Source organism: Paenibacillus sp. RC73, from assembly GCF_044908085.1.
GTDB classification, from domain to species: Bacteria; Bacillota; Bacilli; order Paenibacillales; family Paenibacillaceae; genus Paenibacillus; species Paenibacillus terrae_A.
On record NZ_JBIYCV010000003.1, the window covers coordinates 658,737 to 672,571 of the forward strand.

8 protein-coding genes are annotated in these 13,835 nt (G+C 40.4%); 7 read left to right on the forward strand and 1 reads right to left on the reverse strand.

Translation table 11 applies throughout. The annotated features are described in order from the left end of the window. The first annotated feature begins 550 nt into the window (after nt 1–550). A complete protein-coding gene (locus tag ABH897_RS09815; RefSeq protein ID WP_404591724.1) occupies nt 551–3,061 on the forward strand; it encodes a U32 family peptidase in 2,511 nt (836 codons plus the stop codon). A gap of 193 nt (nt 3,062–3,254) precedes the next feature. Continuing rightward, nucleotides 3,255–4,136 (forward strand): UTP--glucose-1-phosphate uridylyltransferase GalU, encoded by an 882-nt coding sequence (gene galU, locus ABH897_RS09820; protein ID WP_404519482.1) that lies wholly within the window; start codon nt 3,255–3,257, stop codon nt 4,134–4,136. 87 nt (nt 4,137–4,223) lie between these two features. On the opposite strand, the gene ABH897_RS09825 is transcribed toward galU, so the two are convergent. Continuing rightward, nucleotides 4,224–6,680, reverse strand: a complete 2,457-nt coding sequence (locus ABH897_RS09825) for an O-antigen ligase family protein (RefSeq protein WP_404591726.1) — start codon at nt 6,678–6,680, stop codon at nt 4,224–4,226. Between the two features lie 135 nt (nt 6,681–6,815). On the opposite strand from ABH897_RS09825, the gene ABH897_RS09830 reads away from it, so the two are divergent. From ABH897_RS09830 to ABH897_RS09850, 5 genes are read left to right on the forward strand one after another with little or no spacing between them, the layout of a single operon-like run. Then, nucleotides 6,816–7,619: an ABC transporter permease gene (locus tag ABH897_RS09830; protein ID WP_404591728.1), complete on the forward strand. Its 804-nt coding sequence runs from the start codon at nt 6,816–6,818 to the stop codon at nt 7,617–7,619. Next, on the forward strand, nt 7,616–8,920 hold the full coding sequence (locus tag ABH897_RS09835) for an ABC transporter ATP-binding protein (RefSeq protein WP_404591730.1): 1,305 nt from the start codon (nt 7,616–7,618) through the stop codon (nt 8,918–8,920). Before ABH897_RS09830 ends, ABH897_RS09835 begins: the two co-directional genes overlap by 4 nt. A gap of 4 nt (nt 8,921–8,924) precedes the next feature. After that, complete coding sequence (locus tag ABH897_RS09840; protein ID WP_404591732.1) at nt 8,925–9,914, forward strand: class I SAM-dependent methyltransferase; 990 nt, start codon at nt 8,925–8,927, stop codon at nt 9,912–9,914. Continuing rightward, nucleotides 9,914–11,410, forward strand: coding sequence for a protein kinase family protein (locus ABH897_RS09845; RefSeq protein WP_404591734.1), 1,497 nt, complete (start codon nt 9,914–9,916; stop codon nt 11,408–11,410). The genes ABH897_RS09840 and ABH897_RS09845 overlap by 1 nt, the downstream gene beginning before the upstream one ends. A gap of 9 nt (nt 11,411–11,419) precedes the next feature. Continuing rightward, nucleotides 11,420–13,759 (forward strand): glycosyltransferase, encoded by a 2,340-nt coding sequence (locus ABH897_RS09850; RefSeq protein WP_404591736.1) that lies wholly within the window; start codon nt 11,420–11,422, stop codon nt 13,757–13,759. Nucleotides 13,760–13,835: the final 76 nt, after the last annotated feature.

Genomic DNA, 13,835 nt, shown 5'->3' on the forward strand with positions numbered 1-13,835 from the left:
TTAAAGAGTGAGGTGAGCAGAGAAGAGCAAAGACTGTACGTTTTACTAGGTTGCCTATCCTATCTACTTTTCCTTTTTTTAAGAAGTAGTCTGAGCAGCGATATTTACTTCGCTTCTTTCTAGTTTTATATGATTCACCTCCAAAGCACTGCTTGACGGATATGGAGGTGTTTTTTTGTTTTTAGTATGATATTTTTGCAAGGAATCGCTTGGAAAGTGTAGAAGCTTGGGGCGCAGTCTGGTACACTAGATTAGTTACAAGATAAGAATGATTATGCCGCAGATTTGTGATGCGGATTTTTTGAGTTGGATGTAATTCATGCGAGGAACCGATGGTTCAAGGTGTGGATGATCGGACAAGATGATAGAAACAGATAGGATTTAAAAATGTGATTCCTAATAGACTTTAATTTCCCTGACTCAACATGATCAGCTTTGGAATGAGTCGATGAATTACTCATAAGATTACCAGGTAAGCAGCATAGCTGCCCTGAAAACAACGATTAGCCAATGGGTGATCATTCGTTTTCAGCATATAGGGAGGACAATGATGAAATCAGCAGTACGAAGAGAAGATGTCGAGCTTCTGGCACCGGCCGGTGATTGGGATTGTATGCGTGCGGCGGTGGCGAATGGAGCCGATGCGATCTTTTTCGGAGTAGAAAAGTTCAATGCACGGGCGCGGGCGAACAATTTCCGTATGGAGGAACTGCCTGAAATTATGGCGTTTTTGCATAGCTATGGGGTTAAGGGCTTTTTGACATTCAATATATTGGTGTTTGAAAACGAGCTGGAGGACGCGAAGGAGCTGGTCGATGCCTGCGTGGATGCGGGTGTGGACGCGTTGCTTGCTCAGGATATGGGCTTGGTGAAAATGATCCGCGATATCTCGCCGGATTTTCCGATCCATGGCTCTACCCAGATGACGATTACCTCGCCGGAGGCGGTAGAGTTTACGAAACCGTACAATATTGAGCGGGTCGTGCTCGGACGTGAGAATAACTTAAAACAGATTCAAAAAATAGGGGAGCAGGCGAGACTTCCGATGGAAGTATTCGTGCATGGCGCGTTATGTGTATCTTACTCGGGTCAATGCTTGACTTCTGAAATGTGGGGCGGACGTTCTGCGAACCGTGGCGAATGTGCACAGGCATGCCGTTTGCCTTACGATCTGATGGTGGATGGCGTGCAAAAGCCGATGGCTGATGTGACGTATCTGCTGTCACCCAAGGACTTGGCTGCCATTGATCTGCTGCCGGAGTTGATTGGTGCAGGTGTCATTTCTTTTAAAATCGAAGGACGACTAAAAACGCCTGAATATGTAGCGAACGTGGTCAGCAAGTACCGTAAGGCGATTGATAAGTATTTCGAAGGTGACACGTCCAAGACCAGCAAAGAAGATATCCGCGAGCTTCAGCAAAGCTTTTCACGCGGCTTTACGCACGGGTTTCTGGAAGGAACGAATAACAAGAAGCTGGTTGACGGTACGTTCCCGAAAAGCCGGGGTGTTTATCTGGGGCGGGTAGAACAAATCCTTCGTGACGGCGTAGTGTGCCGTATTGATGCACCGCTGAAGCGTGGCGACGGTATTGTATTCGATGCAGGAGATCCCACGCAAAAAGAAGAAGGCGGACGCGTATACGATATCCGCCGCAAGGGTGTAAAGATCGAGGGCGAAGCCGGAGAAGGCTGGATCATCGACATCGTAGCGGGACGCAACGATGTGGATTTGCGCCGTGTACATGTCGGCGACCGCATTTGGAAGACCAACGACCCGGCGCTGGACAAGCGTCTGCGCCAGACGTACGACACCGACAAGCCGTACCGGGTCTTCCCGGTACATGTGCGTGTCAGCGGCTCTCCAGGGCAGCCGCTGTCGACCTGGTGGACCGATGTGCAGAAAGGCACGACGGTCCGTGTGGATTCCGAGCTGGAACTTGAAATCGCCCAGAAGCGTCCAATGACGCGCGAACTGCTTGAGGAGCAGTTCGGCCGACTGGGCGGAACAGTGTTCCAGCTGGAAGAAATGGACGTCCACCTGCATGGGGACGTCATCGTGCCGATGCGCGAGCTGAACAGTATCCGCCGTCAGGCGGTGGAATTGCTCGCGGGCGAGCGCCCCAAACCGCCCGTGTACACGAAGCGGGCGGTAGAGGTGTATGGCGATGCATCGGTTCCTGCATCGCCAGTGGCACGCGGTCAGGCAGAACTGACCGCGCTGTGCCGCAGCCTCCCGCAGGTTGAGGCTGCGCTGGAGGCCGGCGTGGAGTTCATCTACGCCGACTTCGAGTTCATCAAGCAATTCCCGGCAGCCGTGGAGGCTGTACACGCTGCAGGGCGCCGAATTGCGCTAGCGACCCCGCGTATTCACATGCCGGGTGAAAACGGCTACCACAACAACATCCTGCGCCTAAAGCCAGATGCTGTGCTGGTACGCAATCCGGGGGCGCTGTATTTCTACATGCGTCATCGGTTGGAAAATCCGGACGCACATCATCCGCAGTTGATCGGTGACTTCTCGTTGAATGTAGCCAACCACAAAGCGGCTGATTTGTTCCTGGATTCAGGCTGCGACTTGGTTACGCCGTCGTATGATCTGAACATCCAGCAAATGGTCGATATGCTCAGACGCACGCGTACCGATAAGCTGGAGATCGTGATTCAGCAGCATATGCCGATGTTCCATACCGAACATTGCGTATACTGCACCTTCATGAGCGAAGGCACGGACTACACCAACTGCGGACGTCCATGTGAGGACCATCGCGCATCCCTGCGCGACCGTATTGGTATGTCTCACCCCGTTCGCGTGGACGAAGGCTGCCGCAACACGGTATACAACGCCATCGAGCAATCAGGTGCCGAGTATCTGTCCAACTTTATGGAGCTGGGCGTGTCCCGCTACCGCGTGGAGTTTTTGGAGGAGACACCGGAGCAGGTGCATGAGGTGATTGACCTCTACAACCGTGCCTTGCGCGGAGAGATCAGTGGTACGCAGGTCTGGAAGACGCTTAAAGCGACGAATCAACTTGGGGTTACACGCGGGCAACTGGTCAAGTAAATAACTGTATATTTGTCTGGAGCTAAAAAGATTACAGAAGCATAATATATTCATATAGCAAGCTAGTGATTGGAGGACATTTTCTCTTTGAGGGAAGATGTCTTCTTCTTTAGCCTATTAAATTAATCCACCTTCCTGTTATAATCATAGAAGTATATCTATCCGTTATATTGAAGACAAAGGAGATTAACCCATGAAAATACGTAAAGCGATTATTCCTGCTGCAGGATTAGGAACCCGTTTTCTACCTGCTACCAAAGCGATGCCTAAGGAAATGCTTCCGATTGTAGATAAGCCAACCATTCAATATATTATCGAAGAGGCTGTAGCATCTGGAATTGAAGATATTATTATCGTAACAGGTAAAGGTAAAAGAGCGATTGAGGATCATTTTGATTACTCATTTGAGCTGGAGCATAATCTGGCCGCCAAGGAAAAATGGAATCTGCTCAATGAGGTGCGCAAGCCATCAGAAATGGCAGACATACACTACATCCGTCAAAAGGAGCCCAAAGGTTTAGGTCACGCTATATGGTGTGCACGTAAATTCATAGGGGATGAGCCTTTTGCTGTACTTTTAGGTGATGACATCGTTGAGTCTGAGAATCCATGTCTCAAACAGATGATCGACGTTTTCGACGAGTATCAGCGCTCTGTTGTAGGTGTAAAGCAAGTGGATTGGGACGAGGTTCATCGTTACGGGATTGTTGAGGGTCATGCACTTACCACCAAAATCTCGGAAGCAGAACGTCTGGTAGAAAAGCCGAAAAAGGAAGAAGCAACCTCCAACCTGGCGATCATGGGACGCTATATCTTGACGCCCGATATTTTTGATATCCTTGGGCAGCAATCCGCTGGAGTAGGCGGGGAGATTCAATTGACGGATGCATTGTCCAAACTGGGTGAAAAGAATCCGATCCTGGCCTACGAATTTGATGGAAATCGCCATGACGTTGGAGAAAAGCTGGGGTTCATTGAAACAACCATTCATTATGCTCTGCAGCATAACGAAATTAAAGATGAAGTGCTGGCTTATATGAGACGGGTTATTGAGGAAATTGATCAACAAAAATAGGACGTAGCTTCAATATGTTCTCTCTTGCTTAGTATGAAAAAGAGACTGCCAAATGATGTGATATCATGGCAGTCTCTTTGTGTTGCTCTATTTCTCCGATTTCAACTGATCAATTTGCTCTTTCTCCTTCGGATCAGCTTTTATCAGCTTATCGTACAAAGCTTTGTCATCCTGTCCCTGCTTTTGCAGAGCGACGATATAATAACGAGCCACCTCACGATTCGTAACATCACTCAGATCGTCCTTCAAGCCGTTTTTGAGGATGTTGGCAGCCTCTGCAGGCTTACCTGACATGAACTCAATTTTGCCAGCACTGAGCGCAATGCTTGGGGTTACTTCAAAAGTACGTGTCAATTGAATTTCAGGTGGAACCGTCTTAATATGAGCTATCCCATCCAGAACCTGCTGGTAAGCAGCAAGACCTGCCTGGAAATATTTCTGCTCCTTGGCCGTGTCCTTTTGCTCACGTGCCTTATCACCAAGAGAATAAGCTTGAGTGATCAACATATTGTACCAGTCATTGTCCCATCTAAAGTTGGAGATGTTATTTTCCAAAATGCTGAGGGCTTGCTCATTCTCACCCTTTATTTGTAAAAGGTTAATTTTGGAGCTAAACATGAATTTATTATACGGTTCTGCTTTCAGGCCCGTATTTAGAACCTCTATTGCAGCATTATAAAATTCCTCTTTTTTCGTTTGCTGATAAACACTCTTGTACAGTGCAGCCAGTCTTATAACCGAATCCGGATGTGTAGGACGAAGTTCAAGATCTTTATTAATAGCACTTTGAATTTCCTCATATGATGTGCTGACCGCCATGATCTGTTTGCCATATGTGGCAGCATTAGCCGATTGCACGAAGCGAAGACCTGCAAATAGCAGCACAATGCTCAGGATACCAATGACTCCACTGTACGTGATCCGGAAACCGGAAGCGCTCATGGATAGGCGTTTAAGCGGCTTGCTGTCCATAGCAGCGGCCATACCACCGAGACTCATAAATACCAGTATGCCCATGAACACGTAACTGAGATTAAAGTCCAACAAGCTATGAAGTAAGATCGAGAGTGCCAAAATAAGATACAAAAAGTGAGAATCCCGATCTTCATCATTTTGTCTAATATAGCTACGAATATATTTGTAGAAAATATATAAGATGAATGACATGAAAATCACGAAACCGAGAATACCCACTTCAACTAAATACTGCATGAAAAAGTTATGGGCCTGACGGCTAGTATAAGGATAATCTTGATACTTTTCATACAGAGTAGCCCAACCGCCCCCACCGGTTCCAATGACAGGGTGATCTTTAATCAATTTGGCAGCATCCTGATAGAATACAAGCCGCTCCAGTACACTATGCTGGCGGAAGTTGATGTTTTCTAACCGGACCTGGACGTTATCAGGCAGTACGCTGCGCAGGCCAGTTCCAATAAACAGAAAAGCCAGCAAGCCAATTACTACAACTGATCCGACAGGCAACCACAGGTTGGATAACTTCCGGGAGGTCCAGCCTTTGAGGGCATTCTCCAGCTTTGGTGCCAGATAACGTTCAACAAGCCACAGAACGACAGCTACAGCAAGGGAGACACCAATAAGCAATCCCCAGGCTTTGGCCGCCTCTCCGCCGTTGTAGGTCTTATTGAGTTGTAATCCCATATTTGTAATCGGAGTCAAGATAGATATTGACGCTACACCAGCAATGGCGCAATGCAAAATCCATATAATTTGGCGTGCAGGTTTAAAGAAAAGCAAGAGCAGCACGAATACGACTGGCAGCATAACCAGACCGCCCCGTGACAGGGTCAGGAATAGCGAGACCAGAATTGGTACCAACATGAAGCCATGAGTAGCTTTGCCATACCATGATTTTGATTTCATCAGACAAAAAACGGCTGCGAATAGGAAAGCCATTAGAAAGGCGGCATATGTATTCGCATATTGAAACACTGATGTCAGCCGGAGCCCATTTGTATCTGTCATGACTGCATTGGTATAGCGGTCATTATAAACATATTGGCTAAGCCAGCCCACCAGTTTGCCAGCAAGTACCCACTGTCCGAACCAGTTGATAAAGCCAAAGCCGACAATGACATAAGCAACGGTCATAATCACATTGTGAATAATTTTATTGCCTAACCGATCCTGAAGTAGATAAATTGAAATGATAAACAGAGCGGCATAGATACACTGCACTACTACCATATTCATCGCGAGATAATGAGAAGCAGCGGAAACCAATGAGAGCACGTAGGTTAGTGGGAGTAACATAACAAGCACCGCCAGCCAGTCTCTTTGATCTTCCAGTTTGAATTTCTTATAATAGGTTAAGATTCCTAAAATCAATAGAATCGTGCTGATGATCAAAGCCCAATATAGTGGCTTCTCAAAATCGAGCATTTGTCCATTAAAAAGTGCAGCCTGGAAGGGGGCCCAAGCTAAAAACAAAATCATCCCAACAATTAACACCCAAAATATAGCCGGCCTTTTATCGTCACGGGTCGACGTTTTGGCCTGTTTCCCGTATACTGGATTCGACAAGGTTTACAATCTCCTTTTCTTGTAGATACGTCAATATTTTAGCATAATGACGCGATGGAACCAACTAGCAGTATATCAAGGGGATATTCGGTTGTTTAGTTAAAAACTTAATTATAGGAAGAAGAGATCTTAAGTATGTATTTAAGAACAACACTAAAAAGTATTTTTAACCATAAATATCTAATTAAGAATTTTATGATCAAGGATTTAAAAAATCGCTACCAAGGTTCCATGATGGGTTTCTTGTGGTCAATCATCCATCCGTTGACAACTCTTGCAGTCTACTCACTAGTTTTCTCATGGATGTTAAAAATGAGAGTGGGTATGGAACTGGGGACCAATAATTTTACACTGTGGATGTTTGCAGGTCTGCTCCCATGGATTTTCTTTTCAGAAACCCTTAGCCGAGCTACTTCAGTTGTGCTTGATAATAGTAATTTAATTAAAAAAACAGTTTTTCCTTCTGAAATTTTGCCGATTTCTCTGTTGCTTTCTAACGCGGTAAATTTTCTAATAGGCTTTCTAATATTAATTGGCGGGATGTTTTTCTTAGGTCAACATGTCTCTGGTCTTTCGTTACTTTATGTATTGGTATATATATTCCCTTTAGTTTTGTTTACTCTAGGGTTTTGCTGGTTGTGTGCCAGTTTAAATGTTTTCTTTAGAGATTTGGGACAGATCGTAAGTGTAGTGTTGAATATCGTTTTTTATGCCAGCGCAATTATATACCCTATACATGTTGTGCCAGAGAAATTCCAAGGTTGGTTTTTCTGGAATCCACTAATACATGTGGTGGAAGGAATAAGAGATGGTTTGTTTAAATTACAGTTTATTGAAAACGGGAAACTCATTTATCTTTATGCATTTTCAATTATAGTGTTTTGTTTGGGGCAATATATATTCCAAAAATCGAAAAAAGGATTTGTTGATGTACTATGATGAAAAACGATTTGGCAATAGAAATTGGAAATATAACGAAGACATATAAGGTTTACAATAAGCCTTATCATAGATTACTGGAGATTTTCAATTTAGGGAAAAAAAATACTGAAATAAACGCTTTGAAAGGAATCTCTTTTAAAGTGGAAAAAGGGAAGACATGCGGTATAGTTGGTCCTAATGGTTCTGGAAAAAGTACACTTCTTCAAATCCTCACAGGAATTCTGCAGCCTACATCTGGATATTTTAACGTGAAAGGCAGGATATCTGCACTGCTAGAACTTGGTGCGGGTTTTAATCCGGATTATACTGGGAGGGAAAATATATTTTTATATGCTTCCATACTAGGAGTAGAGAAGAAAGAAATTGAAACAAAGATAGATGAAATAATCGATTTTGCTCAAATTGGCGATTTTATTGATAGATCAGTTAAAACATACAGCAGCGGTATGTATGTGAGGTTGGCATTTGCGGTTGCCATCAATGTGGACCCTGATATTCTCATTGTTGATGAGGCGCTCGCAGTAGGAGATGAGAGTTTTCAAAGAAAATGCTTTAGAAAGTTCGAGGAACTAAAAGAAAAGGGCGTCACTATATTGTTCGTAACTCACAGTTTGGGGCTAGTTAAGCAATTTTGTGATGAAGCCGTTCTTATTTATAAAGGGGAACTTATCGAGCAAGGACACCCGAATCACGTCATAAATGTATATACTAAGCTTATTGCTGAAATGGAAAATGGAGTGAGAGTCACTAAGCCAACAGAAAGAAGTAAAGATATCGCAATTTTGGGCGAATCAAAATTGTTGGATAGCGAACAAGTTCCTTCAGAGTATAGATACGGCAATGGGGAAGGGAAGATTATATCCTTTAGGTTAGATGGCGAAGACGGGAATAAATCGAGAATATACAGGCATGGGGAAAAAATAACAATCTCCCTTAAACTCCAGTATTACAAGGATACTTATTCTTCTCTTGCTGCCTATACAATTAAAACTGTTTCGGGGGTTGAAATAACCGGAACGAATACCAGTTTTGAGGGTGTGGATTTAAAAAATTATAAGAAAAATGATATTTTAAATGTCGTCTTTACACAAAACACAATATTAAATGCAGGCGATTATGTAGTTTCTTTGGGGTTTATTGAATTAGTCGATGATAACATCGTAGTCATGGACAGAAGATATGATGTTTTAACTTTTAAAGTGGCAGAAACAAAAAAAGCAGCTGGCCTTGTAGATCCTAAAGTTGAAATAAATATTAGTAAAGTAATGGATAACTTAACTTTAGAGAGCTCGGAGTGATCTTATGAATAATTTGTTCAAACAAATTTATCCTGTACATGATGGGATTTACTTATGTTCTGAAAGCGGCCACTATTATTCTGATTTGGATAATAAGAGGATGAGTAAACTAGTTGCTGAATGTGTCTCTAAAGGATGGAGGAAGACTGTTAAAGAGAATTTTTATGGTAATCCATTTCTATTTAACATCATTACAGATGAATCCAGAGCGGACTGGCAGTATCTATTGCCATTGACAGAAGATTCAGTTGCATTGGATATTGGTGCGGGATGGGGGACTATTTCCGTCCCTCTCGCACGTAATATTAAACATGTTGTTGCATTGGATGGAACCTTAGACCGTCTTCAATTTCTGTCTACCAGAGCAAAGCAAGAAAATATAGAAAATATTACGGTTATTCACGCAGACATATTTAAGCATCCTTTTAAAGAGGAGAGTTTTGACTTAGTTTCCTTTAATGGAGTTTTAGAGTGGGTGGGACTTAATGATCTGGGCCAGAACCCACAAGAAAGACAGAAAGAGGCTTTAAGAATAGCCTACAGTTTACTCAAACCTGGAGGCTATCTATACATTGGGATTGAAAACGCTCTGGGGCTAAAATATTTGCTTGGCGAACCTGACGATCATACAGGCATTAAATACATTAGTTATTTGAGCAGAGAAGAAGCCAACGAAATGAATCTAAAATGGAATAAAAATGAATATAGTACCTATACGTACACAAAGCAGGGTTATCAAGAATTGTTGGAGCTCTCGGGTTACAGTAATGTTGACTTTTTCTATCCGCACCCTGATTACAAACGAATTGAATTTTTGTACAGCCTGTCCGAAAAAAACGTATCGAGCTATTTAGTCGAATTTTTACGTTACACAAAACCCAGCTCTTCAATTGGTGAACGGGTAAATGATTTGGAGAAGTTTCTAATCGAATATGAACAGTTAAGTCCATTTCCTGCTTCTTATAGTATCTTTGCTCGTAAGGAGGAGAACTAATGATACCTCAGATTAAAAACTATCTAGAAACAAATTGGAATCAATTCTTTGAGGTTAAAACCTCTAATCTCCAATTTCTTTTATTATCTAATCCTCAAGGGAAAAAGATCACTCATGGAAAATGCACAATACTTATTTTTAAAAACTACGAAACCAATCCTACCCTAGTCGCTAAATTTTTAAGAGATCGTAAGGGACGCCAGGAGAAGATCGTTGGAGAATATAAGATTCTTGATAAAATTAGTGGTTGGGGTCGTGCTCCTCAACCTTTTGATTTGTTAAGAATAAACAATCGGTATGTCGCATTTGAAGAATTTAAGCCAGGTATTTCCCTTAAGTCGAGATTGCAACGATTGGTCAACAAACTTTCTTTAAATAAATTAGAAGATGTTATTGATCAGGTTCGTTCAGACTTTCGTAATACCGGAGTCTTATTGAACGACTTTGGAAGCATAGAGATGCCGATTCTAGAAGTGGATGAGAACAGTAACTATGCACACAGAGCACTAGAAAACTATAATGCATTAACTTCTTTATTAAGTTTGTCCGATAACAATCTTAAAATATTAAATGAGATGCTTGAGGATTATAAGGAAATCAATCTGCCGACAAAAATGGTGCATTTTGATTTAACCCCATCAAATATAATAGTAGATAAAGGGGAACTCAACCTTATTGATTTTGAATTCAGTACCCCTTCTAAAAGCTGTTTTCTAGATCCATTTAGATTTAGTTTTTATTATTTTTATTTACTTTATGAATTGAATTTGTTCCGTGGCCTTTCATGTGAAGCGAGCTTTTATCATTTTTTTGTGGAAAATGAAATCACTCAAAGGATAGTTCACGAGTTTTTTGAGGCCACCATTGAAGGGTATAAGCAAGAATCGCTTTTTAATTACATGTCTTTATTTTTGTTGAGTAATTTACAACTTCAAATAGATGAAACTGATTTTATTAATGATGACTTTGTTGTGCAAACTAATAATCTGTTGACTATCTCGCTGGATATTCTCCAGAATAATGAAGTTAATTTGGCTGTTTATGAGAGTAAAGTAGTTGAAATGACTGATGAAGAGGTTAGAATTGAGTATGGAAAATGCCAAAATGTAATCGCTAATTACGAAGCCGCAATTCAGGAAAAAGACCAACAACTGACACAAAACCTCGAATATATAGAGCATTGTCATAAGGTGGTAGCCGAGAAAGATAAAGAGCTATTGAAAAATACTGAATATATTGAGCATTGCCATGCTACAATTACTGAAAAAGATGGGCAATTAGAGGAGAATAATCGATATATCTCCTTGTGCCATGATTCAATAAAAGAAAAAGATGAGCATTTAGCGGTTTTACAAGAGAATATTTCACAAAAAGAACAAACACTTGTAGACTTGAAAGCGCAGTTGGTGCAGCATGAACAGCTAATTGCAAGCTTGCAAGAAAAACTAAATCAGAATCCTATAGTTAGAGTTTTTCAAGAATTCAGAAAAAGGTGAGAATTAAAAATGGAAGTGCGATCCTGTGATATTATCATTCCTGTGTATAATGCACCAGAAGAGCTAGAAGAATGTGTACAGTCATTATTCCGTTATACTAATTTAAAAGAAAATAGAGTTGTAATTATTAATGACTGTAGTCCAGATCCTAAGGTGAATGAATATCTTGATACCTTAGATAAACAGGAAGGTTTAATTATCCTGCAAAATGAAGAAAATCTAGGTTTTGTAGGTACGGTTAACAGAGGTATGTCCTTCTCACAGGAGGATGTAGTACTGTTGAATAGTGACACGGTCGTTACCGCTGGATGGTTGGAAAAGATAAAAGAGGTGGCATATTCAGATAAATCTATTGCAACAGTTACACCGCTAACAAACAATGGAAGTATTTGCTCTGTTCCAAAATTTTTAGAGGATAACTCAATTCCCGAGGGTTATACAGTTGAAAGTTTCGCACATTTTATTGAGAATATCTCTCTAAAAGAATACCCTGAAATACCTACAGCGGTTGGTTTTTGTATGTATATCAAAAGAGTGATCATCGATGAAGTCGGATTGTTTGATCAGGAAACATTTGGAAAAGGATACGCGGAAGAAAATGATTTTTGTTGCAGAGTAATTGAGCATGGTTATAAAAATGTGCTTGATGATCACACATTTATATACCATAAAGGCTCTATGTCTTTTAAAGGAGACAAACTGGCCTTGTTAAACAAAAATTTAAAAACTTTAAATGCCAGATATCCTTATTATGATAAAAATGTTCATGATTTTATTGTTGAAAATCCATTGAAACGTATACATGAGAATATAAATATCAGATTACCACATTATGTTGATTCTTACAAAACTCGCGGTAATATACTTTATGTTCTTCACAATTTCTTTGACGAGAGCTATACTCAGCCAATTGGTGGGACAGAGTATCATGTTAAAGATATTGTATCGGAGTTACAAGATTTTTATGCTTTTGTATTAGTGACGAATGGAAATGAGTTGGTGCTAAAGCAGTATCTTAAGGGAGATTTTATTGCAAAGTATCATTTTCCTTTACGTGATTCTATCTCTATACAACATTTTCATCATCAAGAATATAGTGAAATTGTAGAAAGAATTTTGGGGGCGTTTGGGATTAGCCTTGTGCATATACACCATTTGTTCAGGCATTCTTTTGATATCCCTCATATTGCTCATAAATTTAATATACCAGTAATTTTTACTTTGCATGATTACTATTTATTCAGTCCTAAGGTGAATTTGTTGGATGAGAATAATAAGTATATTTTAGAGAGTGGAAATGAAGAAGAAAAATTCAATTCTTCCTTAAGAGTTGCTTATGGATTTCATACTCCATTTATAAAGAAATGGCGAGAAAAAGTTGAAGAGATGATTAGTAAAGTAGACCAATTTATTACACCTTGTGATTTTGCAAAAGATTTATTTATAAAGCACTTTCCCTCATTAGAAAATAGGATTTCTGCTATTGAACATGGAGTTACTATTGAGAATAATTTAACAGGTTCTGAAATTTCATATGTGAAATCAGAGGAACAAGAAATTAAAGAATGGAATATTGGATTTTTAGGCGGGCTTGCACCTAATAAAGGTAGTGATTTGATTTATAAATTGATCACAAAGTACCCTAGGAATCATATTAATTGGCATTTAGTTGGTGGTCTGGGAGACCAAAAATTAAATTTATTGAATCAAAATAATCTCCATAAGCATGGGGAGTACAAAAGAGAAGAACTGAGCCATATTATAAAACAACTGGATCTGGATTTGATTTGTTTGTTATCTCCATGGCCTGAGACTTTTTCTTATACGTTAACTGAAGCTTGGCTGCATGATATACCTGTCCTGGTTACTCCTATGGGAGCCCTTAAGGAAAGAGTTAATAAAGTCGGCGGTGGATGGGTATCCCAATCTCTTGAACTAAGCGATGTTATGAAGAAACTGGATGAAATTATTGATGATGGGCAAAATGAACTGGCTAAAATTAAAATTAATATTAGTGAGTATAAATTTAAAACAAAATTAGAGATGGTAGCTCAATATATAGAATTGTACGATAGGTCCGAAGTTTCCAAAGAACCGACTAAAACAATAACTGTATTCGATAATGCCAATCTTCTTGTCTCTTTAAAATATTACTTCCCTCATGATAGTAATATAACATCACATGAGTACCATAACCAACTTAACCAACTGGAAACAGAATTAATGAATATGAGAAACACAATTGGGTGGAAGGTTTTAACTAAGCTTAGAAACAATAATAAAGGTTCTTTGAAAATGGGAAAGAAGCTAATTTATTTTATTCTTAAGTTCAAAGCCTTAAAAAGATAGAATCGATGTGAATTAGCATTTTTATATAAATATTCTATTAGCAAATTTGGACAGATAAATCCTGCTTTCCTTGTAG